Annotated in this window: 17 protein-coding genes; 11 read left to right on the top strand and 6 right to left on the bottom strand. The window is 65.6% G+C overall.

The features are described from left to right. Nucleotides 1-2: 2 nt before the first annotated feature. Together DEF76_RS06460 and DEF76_RS06455 are read right to left on the bottom strand one after the other, a co-directional pair. Nucleotides 3-617, bottom strand: a complete 615-nt coding sequence (locus DEF76_RS06460) for a ChrR family anti-sigma-E factor (RefSeq protein WP_114911626.1) — start codon at nt 615-617, stop codon at nt 3-5. Continuing rightward, nucleotides 614-1,246, bottom strand: coding sequence for a sigma-70 family RNA polymerase sigma factor (locus tag DEF76_RS06455; protein ID WP_240319126.1), 633 nt, complete (start codon nt 1,244-1,246; stop codon nt 614-616). Before DEF76_RS06455 ends, DEF76_RS06460 begins: the two co-directional genes overlap by 4 nt. Before the next feature lie 104 nt (nt 1,247-1,350). On the opposite strand from DEF76_RS06455, the gene DEF76_RS06450 reads away from it, so the two are divergent. From DEF76_RS06450 to recQ, 10 genes are all read left to right on the top strand, one after another. Next, nucleotides 1,351-2,679 carry an NAD(P)/FAD-dependent oxidoreductase gene (locus DEF76_RS06450; RefSeq protein WP_114911625.1) on the top strand — a complete coding sequence of 443 codons (1,329 nt, stop codon included), beginning with the start codon at nt 1,351-1,353 and terminating at the stop codon, nt 2,677-2,679. Beyond that, complete coding sequence (locus DEF76_RS06445) at nt 2,676-3,455, top strand: DUF1365 domain-containing protein (RefSeq protein ID WP_114911624.1); 780 nt, start codon at nt 2,676-2,678, stop codon at nt 3,453-3,455. The genes DEF76_RS06450 and DEF76_RS06445 overlap by 4 nt, the downstream gene beginning before the upstream one ends. Then, complete coding sequence (locus DEF76_RS06440) at nt 3,452-4,672, top strand: SAM-dependent methyltransferase (protein ID WP_114911623.1); 1,221 nt, start codon at nt 3,452-3,454, stop codon at nt 4,670-4,672. Before DEF76_RS06445 ends, DEF76_RS06440 begins: the two co-directional genes overlap by 4 nt. Nucleotides 4,673-4,724: 52 nt before the next feature. Continuing rightward, nucleotides 4,725-5,021: a hypothetical protein gene (locus tag DEF76_RS06435; protein WP_114911622.1), complete on the top strand. Its 297-nt coding sequence runs from the start codon at nt 4,725-4,727 to the stop codon at nt 5,019-5,021. Between the two features lie 183 nt (nt 5,022-5,204). Further along, nucleotides 5,205-6,350, top strand: coding sequence for an ABC transporter substrate-binding protein (locus DEF76_RS06430; protein WP_205216126.1), 1,146 nt, complete (start codon nt 5,205-5,207; stop codon nt 6,348-6,350). 24 nt (nt 6,351-6,374) lie between these two features. Further along, entirely contained in the window at nt 6,375-7,277 is a 903-nt protein-coding gene (locus DEF76_RS06425) for a branched-chain amino acid ABC transporter permease (protein WP_114911620.1), read from the top strand. Nucleotide 7,278: 1 nt separating this feature from the next. After that, nucleotides 7,279-8,226 carry a branched-chain amino acid ABC transporter permease gene (locus DEF76_RS06420; protein WP_114911619.1) on the top strand — a complete coding sequence of 316 codons (948 nt, stop codon included), beginning with the start codon at nt 7,279-7,281 and terminating at the stop codon, nt 8,224-8,226. Then, on the top strand, nt 8,223-8,975 hold the full coding sequence (locus DEF76_RS06415; protein ID WP_114911618.1) for an ABC transporter ATP-binding protein: 753 nt from the start codon (nt 8,223-8,225) through the stop codon (nt 8,973-8,975). The genes DEF76_RS06420 and DEF76_RS06415 overlap by 4 nt, the downstream gene beginning before the upstream one ends. Continuing rightward, the gene (locus DEF76_RS06410; protein ID WP_114911617.1) at nt 8,972-9,682 is read left to right on the top strand and encodes an ABC transporter ATP-binding protein; all 711 of its coding nucleotides are present in this window, start codon (nt 8,972-8,974) and stop codon (nt 9,680-9,682) included. Before DEF76_RS06415 ends, DEF76_RS06410 begins: the two co-directional genes overlap by 4 nt. A 65-nt stretch (nt 9,683-9,747) precedes the next feature. Continuing rightward, entirely contained in the window at nt 9,748-11,577 is a 1,830-nt protein-coding gene (recQ, locus tag DEF76_RS06405) for a DNA helicase RecQ (RefSeq protein ID WP_114913715.1), read from the top strand. 7 nt (nt 11,578-11,584) lie between these two features. On the opposite strand, the gene DEF76_RS06400 is transcribed toward recQ, so the two are convergent. Beyond that, complete coding sequence (locus tag DEF76_RS06400; protein WP_162800513.1) at nt 11,585-13,009, bottom strand: sensor histidine kinase; 1,425 nt, start codon at nt 13,007-13,009, stop codon at nt 11,585-11,587. A gap of 163 nt (nt 13,010-13,172) precedes the next feature. Here DEF76_RS06400 and DEF76_RS06395 point away from each other — a divergent pair, with 163 nt between their 5' ends. Next, complete coding sequence (locus tag DEF76_RS06395) at nt 13,173-13,892, top strand: response regulator transcription factor (RefSeq protein WP_114913714.1); 720 nt, start codon at nt 13,173-13,175, stop codon at nt 13,890-13,892. Nucleotides 13,893-14,052: 160 nt separating this feature from the next. Here the strand turns inward: DEF76_RS06395 and ahcY are convergent, their stop codons facing one another. From ahcY to secB, 3 genes are all read right to left on the bottom strand, one after another. Next, a complete protein-coding gene (gene ahcY / locus DEF76_RS06390; RefSeq protein ID WP_114911615.1) occupies nt 14,053-15,342 on the bottom strand; it encodes an adenosylhomocysteinase in 1,290 nt (429 codons plus the stop codon). Nucleotides 15,343-15,381: 39 nt separating this feature from the next. After that, a complete protein-coding gene (gene rho, locus DEF76_RS06385; protein ID WP_114911614.1) occupies nt 15,382-16,656 on the bottom strand; it encodes a transcription termination factor Rho in 1,275 nt (424 codons plus the stop codon). A gap of 236 nt (nt 16,657-16,892) precedes the next feature. Beyond that, nucleotides 16,893-17,432: a protein-export chaperone SecB gene (secB, locus tag DEF76_RS06380; protein ID WP_240319125.1), complete on the bottom strand. Its 540-nt coding sequence runs from the start codon at nt 17,430-17,432 to the stop codon at nt 16,893-16,895. Between the last annotated feature and the right edge of the window lie 41 nt (nt 17,433-17,473).

The following is a 17,473-nucleotide window of genomic DNA, read 5'->3' as shown; positions in this document are numbered from 1 at the left end:
CGCTACATCCCGAGCAATGGGCGCACCAGCCGGCCGAGCCAGCTATGCGGGCGCAGATGATGCGTGGTGGCGATCAGGCAGATGCAGTCCTCGCCCGGCAAGGCGCGCGGGGTATGGTCGAGGGCGGCGTCGGCCGCCATGAAATCGCCGGTCGCGAAAGTGCCGATGCCGTCGGAAAAGGCGCCAGACAGAACGCAGGTGGATTCGGGGCCGGTATGGCCATGGGTCAATAGCGCGCGGCCGGGAGCGACGCGGATCAAATCGAGCCGGCTGTCGGTCGCGTCGCGCGGCTGCAGCTTCATGATCGCGATGCCGGGCGCGACACGGCGCCAGCGCCCGGAGGCAAGGGCGGCGAGGTCGAACGCCGGCGCGGCGGGTGCCGATTCGAGCGCCGCCGCGTCGAGCCGCGCCAGCGCCCGGGCGAGCGCGTCAGGCGCCATCGGTGCCGGCGGCAGCGCCTCCAACAGGGCGCCGCCGGCGGCCTCGGCGGCGCGCAGGCCGGACGCGCAAACCGGACAGAGCGCGGCATGGGCTTCGATCACCCGCGCATGCGCCACAGGCATGGTGCCGGCGGCGCAGGCGATCAGGCTCGCCTCGGCTGGATGATGGTTGATCATGTGTCCTCTCCCAGCGCCGCGCGCAACCGGGCCATGGCCAAACGCAGGCGCGATTTCACGGTGCCGAGCGGGATCGCGAGCGCGGTCTCCACCTCGCTGTGCGAACGTTCGTCGAAATAGGCAAGGCGCAGGGCCTCCGACTGCTCTGCCGGCAGGGCGGCGATGGCGTCGTGCAGGCGGCGGGCGCGTTGGTCGGCCGCCAACACGTCATCGGCCGATGCGTCCGGCGACGGATCGTCGGTAGGGTCTGGCGCGGGGACCGCACGGCGGGCGCGGCGCTGCCAGTCGATATGAAGGTTGCGCGCGATCGCGAAGATCCAGGCGCCGGCGGTGGCGCGGCCGGGGTCGAATTGCGCCGCCTTCCGCCAGACCGCGAGCAAAGCCTCTTGCGCCAGTTCTTCAGCGGTTGCGGCATCGGCGCCGCGCCGTTGCAGGAAGGATTTTATCCGGGGGGCGTAGTGCGAGAACAACGCGGCGAACGCCGCGCGGTCGCGGCTGATCGCGACGACGCGGATCAGGGCCGCGTGCGAGGTCTCCCCCGACATATGGGTCATGGCGTCGGCCCCCGGCCAGAGCGAGCCCGCCTCGGCCGTTCGTCGCACCGCCCATGATTGGCGTGAAACATACATGCCCCTCTTACGCAGACCCGGGCGCATTGGATCACGGCTGGCGCGGTGATCCAACGCGGCGGGCAGATCGTAGTTGCGTCCGGATAGCACAGGTAGCAAGGCACATGCGGGGCAAGGCGCGGCTGCGGGTTGCGGTGGTGGGAACGGGCATCTCGGGAATGGCGGCGGCCTGGCTGCTCCATCCCGCCCATGACGTCACGATCTATGAAAGCGCCTCGCGGCCGGGCGGGCACAGCTACACCGTCGCGGTGCCGGGCGTTGCCGGCCAGGTGCCGGTGGATATGGGCTTTATCGTCTATAATCCGCCGGCCTACCCGAACCTGACCGCGCTGTTTCAGCATCTCGACGTGCCGACGCACGCGTCTGACATGTCATTCGCGGTCTCCTTGCGCGGTGGCGGGCTGGAATATGCCGGGACTGAACTCGCCGGGCTGTTCGGGCAGCGGCGCAATCTCGTCCGCCCGCGTTTCTGGGCGATGCTGCGCGACATCCTGCGCTTTTACCGCGAGGCCGCGGCGGATGCGCGGCATTTGGACCCGGACACCACGCTCGGCGCCTATCTCGCCGCGCGTCGCTATGGGCCGGAATTCGCGCGCGATCACCTCCTGCCGATGGCTGCCGCGATCTGGTCGGCGCCGGCCGAGCGCATCGCCGCCTATCCGGCGCTGGCATTCATCCGTTTTTGCCAGAATCACGGGCTGTTGCTGCTGCGCGACCGCCCGCAATGGCGGAGCGTGGTCGGCGCGAGCGGCGAATATGTCCGGCGCCTGACCGCGCCCTACGCCGCCGCAATCCGCCTGAACTGCCCCGTCCGCGCCATCCGGCGCTTGCCCGACGGCGTTGCCCTGCGTGCCGCCGACGGCGAGGAAACCCGCTACGATCACGTCGTCATCGCAACCCACGCCGATCAGGCCCTGGCGCTGCTCGCCGATCCCTCGGCCGCGGAGGTGGCGCTGCTGGGCGCGGTAGGCAGCACCCGCAACGAAGCCGTGATGCACCGTGATCCGACGCTGATGCCGCGGCGCCGGCGGGTCTGGGCGAGCTGGAACTATATCGGCGCCGCCGCGAATGATGCGCTCTGCGTGACCTACTGGATGAACCGTTTGCAGCATATCCCCGGCGCCGGGCCGGTGTTCGTGACGCTGAACCCGGTGCGCCCGCCGGCGCCCGAAACCGTGCTGCACCGTGCCCATTTCGATCATCCGCTGTTTGATGCCGCGGCCTTGCGCGCCCAGCGCGACCTGTGGTCGCTGCAGGGGCAGCGCCGCACCTGGTTCTGCGGCGCTTGGTTCGGGGCCGGGTTCCATGAAGACGGGGTGCAGGCCGGCCTCGCCGTTGCCGAGGCGTTGGGCGGGGTGCGCCGGCCCTGGCGCGTCGCCAACCCGTCAGACCGTTTGCCGCTCCCCTCTGAGACGCAGGTGTCGGCGGCATGAGCATCTCGGCGCTTTATACCGGCACGGTGGTGCATACCCGCATGCGCCCGGTGCGGCACCGGTTGCGCTACCGGATGATGACGCTGCTGCTCGACCTCGACGAAATCCCGGCGCTGGCGCGGCGGCTGCGGCTGTTTTCCGTTGATCGGTTCAATCTGTTCGGCTTCGCCGAGCGCGATCATCTGGTGCCCGGCGCTGGCAGTCTGCGCGCGCAAGTGGAGGCGGCGCTAACCGCGGCGGGGATCACCCCCGATGGCGGGCCGATCCGCCTACTCGCGATGCCGCGCGTGTTGGGCAGCGTTTTCAACCCGCTCAGCATCTTCTTCTGCCACGCGCGCTCGGGTGCGCTCTGCGCCGTGCTGTATGAGGTCAACAACACGTTCGGCCAGCGCCATAGCTACCTGATCCCGGTCGCGGGGCCCGGTCTGCCGATCCGCCAGGAATGCGCGAAGGGTTTTTATGTTTCTCCCTTCATGGACATGGCGTTGCGCTACCGTTTTCGGCTGATCCCGCCGAGCGAGAGGCTGGGTGTGGCGATCGAAGTCCGCGACGCAACCGGCCCGGTCCTGACCGCTGGCCTTGCGGCGCGGCGCGAGCCCCTGACGGACGGCGCGCTGCTACGCGGCTTCCTGCGCCATCCCCTGCTCGCCGCCCAGGTGTTGGGTGCGATCCATTGGGAGGCGGCGAAGCTCTGGGGCAAGGGAATGCGCGTGCGCCCGCGCCCGCCGCCACCGGCTGAGCCTGTCAGCATCGTCCTGCCGGGGAGGGTCGCGTGAGCGGTCGTACCCTCGCCGGACCGGCGCCCTGGTTCCTCTCTCCCGGCCCGGCGCTGCTTGCGCGCGCGCTGGGTAGGATCGCGGCGGGCACGCTGACCGTGATCCTGCCGGGCGGCGCGCGTGTGCGCCATGTTGGCGCGGAGCCGGGACCTGAGGCGGTATTGGTGCTGCATCGCTGGCGCGCACTGCGCCGGCTGGCGACCGGCGGGGACATCGGCTTCGCCGAGGCCTATATCGATCAGGATTGGTCGAGCCCAGATCCGGTAGCGTTGCTCGACCTCGCCGCGCGCAATATGGCGCGCATCCCCGGCGCCAGTGGCGGCCCGTGGCCGGCCCGGCTGTGGCACCGGCTGCGCCATCTCACCCACGCCAATAGCCGCGCCGGCAGCCGGCGCAACATCATGGCGCATTACGATCTCGGCAACGATTTTTACGCGCAATGGCTGGATCCGGGAATGAGCTATTCCTCGGGGATCTACACCGATCCGGCGGTCGATCCGGTGGCCGGGCTGGAAGCCGCGCAGACAGAAAAGCAGGATCGGGTCTTGGCGTTGCTCGATCTCGGCCCCGGCCAGCATGCGCTCGAGATCGGTTGCGGCTGGGGCGGGCTGGCCGAGCGCATCGCCGCCGCCGGCGCGCGCGTCACCGGACTCACGCTATCACCGGCGCAGTTGCACTATGCGACCGCGCGCTTGGCGCAAGCCGGCTTAGCATCGCGCGCCGATCTGCGATTGCAGGATTATCGCGATGTCGATGGCCGCTTCGATCGTATCGTTTCGGTCGAGATGATCGAGGCGGTGGGTGAGCGCTACTGGCCCCTCTATTTCGAGACGCTGCGCGCGCGCCTCGCCCCAAGGGGCGTCGCCGTGCTGCAGGCGATCACCATCGCCGACGCGTGGTTCGAGGATTATCGCCGCGGCACCGATTTCATCCAGCACGCCATTTTTCCAGGCGGGATGCTGCCCTCGCCGGGGACGATCGCGGCGCTTGCGCAACGCCACGGGCTGGCGGTGCGGGCGCGCCAAAGCTTCGGCGACAGCTATGCCCTCACCTTGGCCGCCTGGCGGGCGCGGTTCCATACCGCCTGGCCGGCGATCGCGGCGATGGGCTTCCCGCCGCGGTTCCGCCGGCTGTGGGATTATTATCTCGCCTATTGCGAGGCCGGGTTCCGTGCCGGCCGCGTCGACGTCGGGCTATGGCGGCTGGAGCCGCGCTGATGCCGGGCCGAAGCGGTTCCACGAAAGATCGACGGGATAAGCTTGTTTGTGATTGATCGCGCGCGCCGGTTTGTCGCATCGCGAGATCGATAAGATGGGCACCCACACGCTGCCGTCGCGTATGCTGTTTTTCGACAAGGCGCCTGTCGAGAAGGACGCATTGCTCGGCAAGCTCGATGGCGGATTCCGCGCGTTGCTTGATGTGCTCAATACCGAGCCGATCGTCACCACGGCGGCGCTTTGGTGGCCAGCCCATCGGATCTTCTCAAGGCGTGCAGTTTCCGCTCGCACAAGCGCATATCCACGCCGCTGGCCGGTCGTTGCTGAGGAAATTCGGAATAGACTCTAAGCTGACAAATAGTGAATTTACATTTTGGTTGGCTTGGCTTACATTTGTGTAACCTAACAATAAATGGAATAAAGCAAGGGGGGACGACACATGACAAAATCTGGTGTGAGCCGTCGGAAGGTTTTGGCAACGGCGGTTGCAAGTACGTTTGCGATGCCCTTTGTTGCGCGCGGCGCTGGCAATATGCTGCGTATCGGCGTGCCCACTGTGCTCTCGGGCCCGATCGCGCTGCTCGGCACCTCCTCACGCAATGCTCTGATCCTCGAGGCCGATCGCATCAACGCTGGCGGCGGGCTTGCTGGACGCAAGATCGAATTGGTGTTCCAGGATGGCAAGGCGCAGCCACAGGAAACGGCGCGTATCGCGCGCGAGATGATCAACAGCGGCGGCTGTGACCTGCTGATCGACGCAACCCCATCCTCGGGCGCCTTCGCTGTGCAAGAGGTGGTGCGCGATCTTGGGGTTTTGTGTTTTCATACCGGAAGCGAAACGTCATCGCTGACCGCCGACCCCAAGCTGCGTGCCCCGACCGCCTTCCGCTGCGCCCGCCAGGGCGTTCATGACAGCATCGCCGGCGGCGCCTATCTCGCGCAATTCGCGAACGCGCATAAATTCACCAAATGGGCAACCTGTTCGCCCGATTACGCCTATGGCCACGATACGACCGCACAATTCCTCGATTTTTTTCGCCATTTCAAACCAGACATCGAGATCATCACCCAATCCTGGCCGAAACTCGGCCAGCCCGACCTCACCGAGGTCATCACCAAACTGATCCAGGCCAAACCACAAGCCTTGTTCACCCTGCTTTATGCCGGCGATCTCTCCGCGTTCATCAATCAGGGCAATGTCTATGCGCTGTTTGGTGCGATGAGCGTCTGTACGCCGAATGTCGATTATCCGGTGCTCAACGCGATCAAAAATCTCCCCGATGGCATCCAGTCCGGCACGCGCTATTTCGAGGAATTTCCGCCACTGCCCGCAAACAAGGCCTGGGGTGAGGCGTATCGCACGCGCTTTGGCGAATATCCGACGAACTGGTCGTGGCAGAACGCCGCCGCCATGATGTTCCTCGAGGCTGCGGTGAAAAAAGCCGGAACCGCGGATGGCAAGGTGCTGGTGCCGGTGCTTTCCGGACTCACCATCGATTGCCCGTTTGGCGTTGATAGCCGAGTGACCATGCGCGACGATCATACCATCATCAATTACGCGATCGGCTGGGGCCATACCATTGCCAAGCCACCCTTCATCACCGACGTCAAACCCGCCGATTGGGGGCAGATCATCGAACTGGAAACCGCGTGGAAAAAGCAGCAGGGTTATATTTGAAGCGCTCGCGTCGGCTCTCGTGCCATGGACCTTGAAGCGCTTGCGGCCTGTCTTGCAAGTTCGGCGTGTGTGGTCACACAAACCACCAGTGGCCTAATCGTCGGCTTGCTGCTGTTTCTCGTCGCCGCTGGCCTCACGCTGATTTTCGGGGTTCTGAAAATCGTCAATTTTGCGCATGGCACATTTTACATGCTCGGCGCCTATATCGCCTATTCCGTCGTGCGGGCGAGCGGCAGCTATGGGCTTGCGGTGCTCGCGGCGGGGGCGGCGATGGCGGTGTTTGGGATCGCCTTCGAACGTCTTCTGATCGCCCGCGTCTATGGTGGCAACGTGCTCATGCAGTTGCTGATCTGTTATGCTGTGGTGTTGATTTTCGACGATCTGGTAAAAATGATTTGGGGCGCGGATTTTCATGCCATGGGTATGCCCGACGCCTTCCAAAGAGCGCCGATCTTCATCGCCGGCGGCGTCGTGCCGCCGTTTTATGCTGGGCTGATCGCGATCTCTTTGTGCCTTGCGGCTTTGCTCGGCCTTGGTCTCGGGCTCACCCGGATCGGCAAGATCATCACCGCGGCCGCCGACAACCCGCAGATGGTCTCAGCACTCGGCATCAACACGACGGCGCTTTTCGCTCTGGTATTTGGCCTCGGCGGCGGGCTCGCGGGGCTGGCTGGGGCGCTTGCCGCCCCCGTGCGTTCGCTCTCACCGGGGATGGGATTTTCGATTTTGATCGAGAGCTTCATCATCACCGTGATCGGCGGTATGGGCTCGATCGCCGGCGCCCTGCTTGCCGCGATTGGGATCGGGCTGTTGCGCGGCTTTGGAACGATTGGCTTTCCGCTCTTTACCGATGGGCTGATCTATGGCGCGATGATTCTCGTTCTTTTGCTGCGGCCGAGCGGTTTGTTTGGCCGCGAGATGGTATGAGATGACGGCATTTTGGCGCGACGCCGGGCTGGCGCTTGGCGTGCTTCTTCTTTTGCTTTTCGTACCGTTCGTCTTCTCAAGCCCCGCTTTCGAGGATTTCATCATCCGCCTCAGCGCGCTCGCGCTTTTTGCGACCTCGCTCAATCTCCTGATCGGGGCGAGCGGCATGATCTCCTTCGGCCATGGCATGTTTTATGGCTTCGGCGCCTATGCCTTCGCCCTTCTCATGCAGCGGACGACGCTGTCGCTATTACCGGCCGCTTTGCTTACCCTGTTGCTCACCGCGCTGGCAGCCCTTCTCGTCGGCGCGCTCTGCATCCGTCTCAAAACCATCTATTTCGCCTTTGTGACCTTGGCGATCCAGATGCTGTTTTACAGCGTGATCATCTCCTGGGAGAGTCTGACCGGCGGTGATCAAGGGTTACGCGGCGGCATCCCGCGCCGCGTCATCGCCGGTCTCGATCTCAATCATCAAATCCATCTTTATCAGGTTTGCGCGGTTCTTCTGATCGTCGGCCTCCTTGCCATGCGCCATGTCACCGCGAGCCCGTTCGGCATGACGCTGCGCATGATCAGGGATAATGAAGCGCGCACGGCGTTTCTTGGTATTCCGCTTTGGCGCCCCAAACTTGCTATCTTCGTTCTCGCCGCGGTGTTTGCCGCGCTCGGTGGTATGCTCGCGAGCCTTTTCGTCTCCGGCGCCTATCCCGAACTTGCCGATTGGCCGATTTCCGGCCAGGCGATCTTCGCCGTTATGCTCGGCGGCATCGAGAGCTTTCTCGGCCCGCTGGCGGGAAGCGCAATTCTGCTCGCCCTCAACGACGTTTTCACTCGCCTCACGGAATATCACGGCCTCGTGCAAGGCGGCGTGATTTTGCTCTTTGCGCTCGGGCTGCGCCGCGGGCTGCTCGATTTCCTGCGCGCGCGTGGCGATGCGGCATCGCCATGACGCTCGCGGTACGCAACCTCACCAAGCGCTTTGGCGGCGTCGCCGCCATCGATGATGTGACGCTGGAATTTCCTGCCGGGTCACTTTCGGCGGTGATCGGGCCGAACGGCGCCGGCAAGAGCACTTTCTTCAACCTCATCTCCGGCGCGATCACGCCCGACGGCGGCGAGGTTCTGGTCGATGGCGAGGACATCACCGGGCGCGGCCAAGCTTGGATCGTGCGGCGTGGCCTCGGGCGCGCGTTTCAGGTCGCGCAATTTTTCCCGACCATGACGGTGCGCGAAAATCTCATGGCCGCGGTCGCTGCCCATCGCGGCCAATGGGGCAACCTCGCGCGGCGCTTTCCCCCACCCGGCGCGCGGGCGCGCGCCGGTGAAATCGCCGCGATGCTCGGTCTCGTCGAAAGCGCCGATCGCGTGGCGGCGACCTTGTCGCATGGTGATCAAAAACTGCTCGATATCGCGTTGGCGCTGGCGCTCGAGCCGAAGATCCTTCTCCTCGATGAGCCGACGGCGGGGATGGGACCGGAAGAACGCGCGCGCATGATCGAGCGGGTGCAGCATCTCTGGGCCGAGCAGAAGCTGACGCTGGTCTTTATCGAGCACGACATGGACATCGTCTTTCGTATCGCCGAGCGTGTGGCCGTGCTGTGCTACGGCCGGCTTTTGGCAGCGGGAACACCGGCGGCCATTCGCGCCGATCCCGCCGTGATCGCGGCCTATCTCGGCACCGAGGCGCAGACGCCATGACGGGTCTGCTCGAAGTCAGCGACCTCGATGTTCGTTATGGCGCAAGCCAGATTCTGTTTGGCGTCGGCTTCACCCTCGCCGCGGGCCAGACGCTGGCCCTCCTTGGCCGCAATGGCGCCGGCAAATCGACGACGATGAAGGCGCTGGCAGGGCTCTTGCCGGCCCGCAAGGGGAGCATGCGGCTCGCCGGCCGCGATGTCACCGGTGCGCCTCCCTATCGTCTGGCGCGCCTCGGCCTTGCCTATGTCCCCGAAGACCGGCAGGTTTTCGCGGCCCACACGGTCGAGGACAATCTCCTGATCGCTCAGAAGCCCGGCCCCGAGGGTGAGACGGCGTGGACGCTCACGCGGATTTGGGAGAGTTTTCCCCTCCTCGTGCCACTTCGCCGCCGCCCAGCGGGACGGCTTTCGGGCGGCGAGCAGCAAATGCTCGCGATCGCCCGCGCCTTGATCGGCAATCCGAAAATCCTGCTGCTCGATGAGCCGAGCGAAGGGCTGGCCCCCTTGGTCGTCGCGAGCATCGCGCACTTGCTGCGCGATCTTCGCGCGCAAGGCGCAACGATCCTGCTCGCCGAGCAGAATTTGCATTTCTGCCTCTCGATCGCAAGCGATGCCCTGATCATTGACAAAGGCCAGATCGTCTACCGTGACACCGTCGCCGGCCTTAATGCAAACCACGAGATCCGCAGCCGCTATCTCGCACTGTAGCCCAATCACCGGCAATCCCATCTCCCGACTTGCCCTTCGCGCCGCGTCCTGGCGAAATTGCCGCGATGTCCCCCGATTCGCCGACCACGATTCTTCGCAGCATTTTCGGATTTCCGCAGTTTCGCGGGCTTCAGGAAGAGGCTGTGCGCCATGTCATCGCCGGCGGCGATGCCCTGGTCCTGATGCCGACCGGGGGCGGCAAGAGTCTCTGTTATCAGGTGCCGGCGCTTTGCCGCCGCGGCACCGCGATCGTCATCTCGCCGCTGATCGCGCTGATGGATGACCAGGTCGCGGCGTTACGCCAGCTCGGCGTCAGCGCCGCGGCGCTGCATTCCGAATGTGACCCGATGGCCGCGCGCGAGACCGCGGCGGCGCTCGCGCGAGACGGCCTCGATCTCCTCTACGTGTCGCCCGAACGGCTGCTCGGCGGCCTGATCGAGCGGCTCGAAGCGCGCCGGATCGCGCTGTTTGCCATCGACGAAGCGCATTGCGTCTCGCAATGGGGGCATGATTTCCGCCCGGAATACCGCGCGCTTGCCTGCCTTGCCGCGCGCTTTCCCGGCGTGCCCCGGATCGCGCTGACCGCAACCGCCGACCAGCGCACCCGCGCCGATATTCTCGCCAGCCTCGCGATGCCGGAGGCGCGCACCTTCGTCGCCAGCTTCCATCGCCCCAATCTCTTTCTCGCCGCCCGCCCGAAGGAGCGCCCGCGCGCCCAGCTCGCCGCCCTGCTTGCCCGCCACCAGGACGCGAGCGGGATCGTCTATTGCGGCTCGCGCGCCCGCACCGAGCAGGTCGCGGCGCGGCTCGGCGCCGATGGCGTCCCGGCGGTGGTCTTTCATGCCGGCCTCGCGCGCGCTGAAAAAGAGGCGGCGCTGCGGCGTTTTCGCGCCGGCGAAGCGGTGGTGATGGTGGCGACCATCGCCTTCGGCATGGGGATCGACCGGCCGGATGTGCGGTTCGTCGCCCATCTCGACATGCCCGACAGCCCCGAGGCCTATTACCAGCAGATCGGCCGCGCCGGCCGCGATGGCGAGCCGGCCGAGGCGCTGCTGCTTTACGGGATCGAGGACATCGCCCGGGCGCGCCATTTTCTCGCCCGCTCGCAAGCGCCGCAGAGCCAGATCCCGGCGCTCAGGGCGCGGCTCGAGACGATGATCGGCCTCGCCGAGACCGGCTCCTGCCGGACGCAAACGCTGCTCGCCTGTTTCGACGAGCGCCTTGAAGGCCCGTGCGGCCATTGCGATAATTGCCTCGCGCCGCGCCCGGCGCTGGACGCGACGGTTCCGGCGCAGCAACTGCTCTCGGCGGTCTATCGCACCGGTCAGCGCTTTGGTCTGCGCCACGTGGTCGCGGTGCTGCGTGGTGAGGCGAGTGAGGCGGTGCGCCGGCATGGCCATGACCGGCTGGCGCTGTTTGCGATCGGCCGCGAGCGATCGGCGGAATTCTGGCACAGCGTCGGGCGGGCGATGATCGCCGCCGGCGCCCTGGTGATGGGCGAAGGCTATGCGACGCTCGCGCTCGATGCCGGCGTCGCGCGGCCTTATCTGCGCGGCGAGCGGATCGTTCGCATCCATGCGCCGACGCAAGCGGCCCCCGCTGGTCTTGCCCCCGCTGGACTTGCCCCCGCTGGACTTGCCCCCGCTGGTCTTGCACTGGCGCCGGCGCGCAGCAAGGGCGAAGGGGCGCTGTTCGAACGGCTACGCGCCTGGCGCAAGCAAACGGCCGATGCCCAAAATCTGCCGCCTTATCTCATCTTCCATGACGTGACGCTGCACGAGATCGCCACGCTGAAACCCGCGACGCTCGCCGCGCTGGCGCAGGTCCGAGGCGTCGGCGCCGCCAAATTGCAGCGCTACGGCAAGGCATTGCTGGCCGCTTTGAGCCCCGGCTGAGCGGCGCTCAGGGCGGCGGCGGCGGCTGGCAGAGGAGTTCGAAGACGCAGCCGGGATAGGCATCGCCGAGGGTGAGCGTGAAGCCATGCAGATCGACGATCGCGGCGACCAGGCTGAGCCCGAGGCCGCTGCCCTCGATATGGCGGCTTTTGTCGGCGCGGTAAAAGCGCTTGAACACCTCGCCGCGCTCGGCAAGCGCGATGCCGGGCCCGGTATCGCTGACCCGGACCCGCGGCCCCTCCGGCCCTGCGAGCAACGCAAGCCGCACGGTGCCGCCGGCCGGGGTGAACTTGATGGCGTTGCCGACGAGATTGGCGATCGCCTCGAGCAGGAGATCGCGGTCGGCGAAAACCGGCGCAACCGCCTCGATCGCGACCTCGAAGCGGATTTCCTGTTCCTCGGCGATCGGCCGGTAAAGCTCCTCGATTTCGCGGGCGATGCCGGCGAGGTCAACCGCGGCGAAACCGCTGCGCCGCCGCCGCGCCTCGATCTCGCCGATCCTGAGGAGGGCGGTGATGATGCCGAGCGTCTGATCGAGCCCGACAATGGCGCGGTCGATCGCGTCCTGCAGCGCCTCGCGGCGGCTGGCGTCCGCCGCCGCGCCAACCGTCTCGAAGCCGGCATCGCGCGCCCGCTCCAGCCGCGCCCGCACCCGGGTGAGCGGGGTGCGCAAATCGTGAGCGATATCGTTGCCGATGCCCTTGAGCTGATCGAGCAGCCGCCCGATCTCGTCCAGCATGCGGTTGACGCCGTCGCTCAGGCGATCGAAATCATCGCCGGTGCCGCGGATCGGCAAGCGCTCGTGCAGATCGCCGGAGAGGATGCGGGCCATGGTTTCATGCACGTCCTTGACCCGGCGGAGCGCGCGCAGGCTGAGGAAAATCCCGGCGGCGAGCGCAAGCAGCGTCGCCGGGATGACGCTGAGCCCGAGCGCGCGCTGCACGGTGCGGCGCAGTTGCTGAAGATCGCCGACGCTCCGCGCGATCACGAAGGTTTCGCCGGAGGGAAGCGTGCGGATGACGGCGCGCACCGCCTCATCCTGCCCACCATTGCCGTTATCGACGCGGAGCCGCGTGCGATGAGGCCGGCCGTCGCGCGGCAGGTCGGGCGGTATGTTGGCGAGGTTGCCAGCGAGCGGATGGCCGTCGGCATCGAACAGGGCGGCGAAGGTCAGGCGATGCAGATCTTGCGACAATCGCGGCCCGAGCATGAGTTCGAGCTCTGCCGGTGACGTTGCGGCAGCGGCGGCGGCGTCGTGCAGCAGGACGCCGTCGATCCGGCGGGTCTCGACCACGGCCGTTTGCCAATAGATGAACAAAAACAGCAGCAGGATGGAGGCGGCGAAGGCGGCGACGAAGCCAAGTGCGAGGCGGAAGGCGGCGGTGCGGGCGATCTCGGGAAGCAGCGCTTGGCGTGCACCGTTCGTTTGCAAGGAAGGTGGCCGAGAGGGGGCTGCCAAGGCGTTGCTCGCCATTGGGTTAAATCACCTTTTAATGGAGAAAAGAACGCAGTTGCGCGATTTTACCGGCGAGCCGGCGGCGGCGCGGCACCCAGTCGCGGCGGTGGAAGGGATGGGGTTCATGCACGAGGTAGCGATGGCGGCCGATAGCGAGGCCAAACCAGAAACGGCCAGGGCGAACATATTGCTGGTCGAGGATGATCTCGAACTGGCGGCCGAGATCGTCGCCGATCTCCGCGCCCGGGGCTACGCGGTAAGCCATGGCGCAACCGGCCTCGCCGGACAGGCACAGGCGCATGAGGGCCGGTTCGACCTGCTGATTCTCGACCGCATGCTGCCCGAGCGCGATGGGCTCACCGTTCTCGAGGCGCTGCGCTCGGCCGGGATCCGCACTCCGGTCCTGCTTCTGAGCGCACTCGGGGCGGTCGATGAGCGGGTCGCCGGGCTGAAAGCGGGCGGTGATGATTATCTCGTCAAGCCGTTCGCGTTCGTCGAACTCGCCGCCCGCATCGAGGCGCTGCTCCGCCGTCCGCCGCCCTCGTTGGAGACCGTGCTGCGGGTCGGCCCGCTGGTGCTCGACCTCATCGGCCGCACCGCGCGGCGCGGCGAGCGCGAGGTTGAATTGCTGCCGACCGAGTTCAAGCTGCTCGACTATCTGATGCGCCATGTCGGCCAGGTGGTGACGCGGGGCATGCTGCTCGAGGATGTCTGGCATTATCGCTTCCTGCCGCACACCAATGTCGTCGATGTTCATATCGGCAAGCTCCGCCGCAAGCTCGATGCCGCGGGCGAGGCGCCGATGCTGCACAGCATCCGCGGCGCCGGCTTCATGCTGCGCCCGCCGATGGACGTCTAGCAGATTTCCGTCTCCAAGCAGGATGCCATGAAACCCTGCTTTCGCCTTCCCAACTGACAAAAGTTTTTTGGTTCTTTTTTTCAAAAAAGAACCGCTTCCCTTCGCCGCGGCAAGTGATTTGCCGGCGAGGCGAGGCCTCGCCGGCCAAGAAAAACCTCACTCAGTAGCGATAATCGTCGTGTTTGAACGGCCCTTCGACGGCGACGCCGATATAGCTCGCCTGCGCGGGCGAGAGTTTCGTCAGATGCGCGTCGACCTTGCCGAGATGGAGCGCCGCGACTTTCTCGTCGAGCCGCTTCGGCAGGGTATAGACCTGCTTTTGATAGCGCCCGCTCGGTGCGGTAAAAAGTTCGATCTGGGCGAGCACTTGGTTCGAGAAACTCGCGCTCATGACGAAGCTCGGATGGCCGGTGGCGTTGCCGAGATTGACCAGCCTGCCCTCCGAGAGAACGATGAGCCGCTTGCCGTCGGGGAAAACAACCTCGTCGACCTGCGGCTTGACGTTCTCCCAGCGGTAGTTGCGCAGCGCCTCGATCTGGATTTCCGAATCGAAATGGCCGATATTGCAGACGATGGCGCGATGTTTCATCGCCCGCATATGATCGATGGTGATGACGTCGATATTGCCGGTGGCGGTGACGAAGATATCGCCGCGCGGCGCCGCCTCCTCCATGGTGACGACCTCATAGCCCTCCATCGCCGCCTGAAGCGCGCAGATCGGATCGATCTCCGTCACCATCACCCGGCAGCCGGCGTTGCGGAGACTAGCGGCCGAGCCCTTGCCGACATCGCCGAAGCCAGCGACGACGGCGATCTTGCCGGCCATCATCACGTCGGTGCCGCGGCGGATGCCATCGACGAGGCTTTCGCGGCAGCCATAGAGATTGTCGAATTTCGACTTGGTGACGCTGTCATTGACATTGATCGCCGGCACCAGGAGGGTGCCGGCGCGCGCCATGTCGCGCAGGCGATGCACGCCGGTGGTGGTTTCCTCCGAAACCCCGCGCACGGCGGCGAGCAGGTCGCGATGCTTCTCATGCATGAGCTTGGTGAGATCGCCGCCGTCATCGAGGATGAGGTTGGGCGTCCAGCCATCGGGGCCGCGCACCGTCTGCTCGATGCACCACCAGAATTCCTCCTCGTTCATGCCTTTCCAGGCGAATACGGGAATGCCCGCGGCGGCGATGGCGGCGGCGGCGTGGTCTTGTGTCGAGAAGATATTGCACGACGACCAGCGCACGCTCGCGCCGAGCGCGGTCAGCGTCTCGATCAGGACCGCGGTCTGGATGGTCATGTGCAGGCAGCCGACGATGCGCGCGCCGGCGAGCGGTTTCGTTTTGCCGAACTCGGCGCGGATCGCCATCAGGCCGGGCATCTCGTCCTCGGCCATGGCGATTTCCTTGCGCCCCCAGTCGGCGAGCGCAATGTCTTTAACCTTATAGTCGGACATGAAGATCTTCCTCTTGCGGCGCGTCAGTGAAGCCGGCGATCAGGTGTTCATAGCGTCGAAGAAATCCTGATTGGTCTTGCTGTATTTCAGCTTGTCCAACAGGAATTCCATGGCATCGACGGTGCCCATCGGATTGAGGATGCGGCGCAGCACCCACATTTTCGAAAGTGTCCCCTTATCGACCAGCAATTCCTCCTTGCGCGTTCCGGATTTGGTGATGTCGATCGCCGGGAAGGAGCGCTTGTCGGAGAGTTTGCGGTCGAGGATCAACTCGGAATTGCCGGTACCTTTGAATTCCTCGAAAATCACTTCATCCATGCGGCTGCCGGTATCGACGAGCGCGGTCGCGATGATGGTGAGGCTGCCACCTTCCTCGATATTGCGCGCCGCACCGAAGAAGCGCTTGGGCCGTTGCAGCGCGTTGGCATCGACGCCGCCGGTGAGCACCTTGCCCGAGGAGGGGACGACGGTGTTGTAAGCGCGGGCGAGGCGGGTGATCGAATCGAGCAGGATGACGACGTCGCGCTTGTGCTCTACCAGGCGCTTGGCTTTCTCGAGCACCATTTCGGTGACCTGCACGTGGCGCGTCGCCGGTTCGTCGAAGGTCGAGCTAATGACTTCGCCTTTGACGCTCCGCGCCATATCGGTCACTTCCTCGGGGCGCTCGTCGATCAGCAGCACGATGAGGAAGATCTCGGGGTGGTTGGCGGCGATCGCGGTCGCGATGTTTTGCAGCATCACCGTCTTGCCGGTGCGCGGCGGGGCGACGATCAAGGCGCGCTGGCCCTTGCCGATCGGGGCGATGAGATCGATCACCCGCGGCGTGAAATCCTTGCCCGGTGCCTTGGCGACGGACTGGAAATTCTCGGTCTCCATCTTGAGGCGCTGGGTCGGATAAAGCGGGGTCAGATTGTCGAAATTGATGCGGTGGCGCACCGCTTCGGGCGGCTCGAAATTGATGGTGTTGAGCTTGAGCAGCGAGAAATAGCGCTCGCCTTCCTTGGGGGCGCGGATTTGCCCCTCGACCGAATCGCCGGTGCGCAAGCCGAACCGGCGCACCTGGGTCGGGCTGACATAGATGTCATCCGGGCCGGGAAGGTAGTTGGCCTCGGGGCTGCGCAGAAAGCCGAACCCGTCGGGGAGGATTTCCAGCGTCCCCTCGCCGCTGATCGCCTGATCGTTTTCCGCGAGAGTTTTGAGGATCGCGAACATCATGTCCTGCTTGCGCAGTGACGAGGCGTTCTCGATTTGCAGGCTTTCGGCAAAGCTCAGAAGGTCGGCGGGAGATTTTGCCTTGAGTTCGGCGAGATGCATCGGTGAAGCCTCGGAAATCTCGGGAGGGAAAAGGGCGCGGGCGCCTTTATGCACACCGCGCGCCGGATCGGGGGAAATGTCCGGCACAGACTGGGGATGGGAGCAGGCGAAAGCGGCGGCGAACTTCCCGCTGCCCGCTTGAGACGAGCGCTATCCTACCCGCCCCATTTTTCTACGTCAACCGCGAGATGGGGCACGCGGCGGCGGTTTCAAGCCCGTTGCCGCCGCGCCATCGCTCACGCGTTGCCGGCCGGCCCTTGCGCCGCCGCCGTCTGAGCGCGGCGCGATTGCCAGAGAGCGACGAAATCGATCGGTTGCAGCAAGACCGGCGGAAACCCGCCCTCGCGGGTCACATCGGCGAGGATGTTGCGCGCAAACGGAAACAAGAGGCGCGGACACTCGACGAGAAGCACCGGCTCGACCGCGTTTTCCGGCACGTTGTTCAACGTGAAAACCCCGGCATAGGCGAGTTCGGCGATGAAGATCGGCGCCGGCTTGCGGCCCTCCTCGGCTGCTGCTGCCGCCGCCGCGCCGCCCTGCGCGGGATCGAACGCCTCGGCGCGGAGATGGAGGGTGACCTCGAAAGCATTCTGCTCCGCCGGCGCGAGCTTTTGCACCTTGACGTCGAGCCCGAGATTGATCTGCGGCTGGCTGCGCAGCGTCGCGAAGATCTGCGGCGCACCCGGCACCTCGAAGGAGAGATCCTTGACGTATTGCGTGTTGATGATCAGCGGCGCGTTCGCGCTCGGCTGGCCAGGCGGTAGCCTCTCGGACATCGTGCTCTCCATTCTCGGGGCGGGCAGGGGATGCTCTCGCC

It is taken from the genome of Acidibrevibacterium fodinaquatile (assembly GCF_003352165.1).
GTDB lineage: Bacteria > Pseudomonadota > Alphaproteobacteria > Acetobacterales > Acetobacteraceae > Acidibrevibacterium > Acidibrevibacterium fodinaquatile.
The sequence above is the reverse complement of the archived record's forward strand: the minus strand, read 5'-3'. Positions and strand labels throughout refer to the sequence as shown.

Bases quoted from the DNA above. Each gene is read 5' to 3' on its own strand.
- DEF76_RS06460 (WP_114911626.1), bottom strand. From the start codon at position 617: ATGATCAACCATCATCCAGCCGAGGCGAGCCTGATCGCCTGCGCCGCC.
- DEF76_RS06415 (WP_114911618.1), top strand. From the start codon at position 8,223: ATGACGCTCGCGGTACGCAACCTCACCAAGCGCTTTGGCGGCGTCGCC.
- recQ (WP_114913715.1), top strand. From the start codon at position 9,748: ATGTCCCCCGATTCGCCGACCACGATTCTTCGCAGCATTTTCGGATTT.
- DEF76_RS06445 (WP_114911624.1), top strand. From the start codon at position 2,676: ATGAGCATCTCGGCGCTTTATACCGGCACGGTGGTGCATACCCGCATG.
- DEF76_RS06395 (WP_114913714.1), top strand. From the start codon at position 13,173: ATGGCGGCCGATAGCGAGGCCAAACCAGAAACGGCCAGGGCGAACATA.
- DEF76_RS06425 (WP_114911620.1), top strand. From the start codon at position 6,375: ATGGACCTTGAAGCGCTTGCGGCCTGTCTTGCAAGTTCGGCGTGTGTG.
- DEF76_RS06455 (WP_240319126.1), bottom strand. From the start codon at position 1,246: ATGTATGTTTCACGCCAATCATGGGCGGTGCGACGAACGGCCGAGGCG.
- rho (WP_114911614.1), bottom strand. From the start codon at position 16,656: ATGCATCTCGCCGAACTCAAGGCAAAATCTCCCGCCGACCTTCTGAGC.
- DEF76_RS06430 (WP_205216126.1), top strand. From the start codon at position 5,205: ATGCTGCGTATCGGCGTGCCCACTGTGCTCTCGGGCCCGATCGCGCTG.
- DEF76_RS06420 (WP_114911619.1), top strand. From the start codon at position 7,279: ATGACGGCATTTTGGCGCGACGCCGGGCTGGCGCTTGGCGTGCTTCTT.
- ahcY (WP_114911615.1), bottom strand. From the start codon at position 15,342: ATGTCCGACTATAAGGTTAAAGACATTGCGCTCGCCGACTGGGGGCGC.
- DEF76_RS06450 (WP_114911625.1), top strand. From the start codon at position 1,351: ATGCGGGGCAAGGCGCGGCTGCGGGTTGCGGTGGTGGGAACGGGCATC.
- secB (WP_240319125.1), bottom strand. From the start codon at position 17,432: ATGTCCGAGAGGCTACCGCCTGGCCAGCCGAGCGCGAACGCGCCGCTG.
- DEF76_RS06410 (WP_114911617.1), top strand. From the start codon at position 8,972: ATGACGGGTCTGCTCGAAGTCAGCGACCTCGATGTTCGTTATGGCGCA.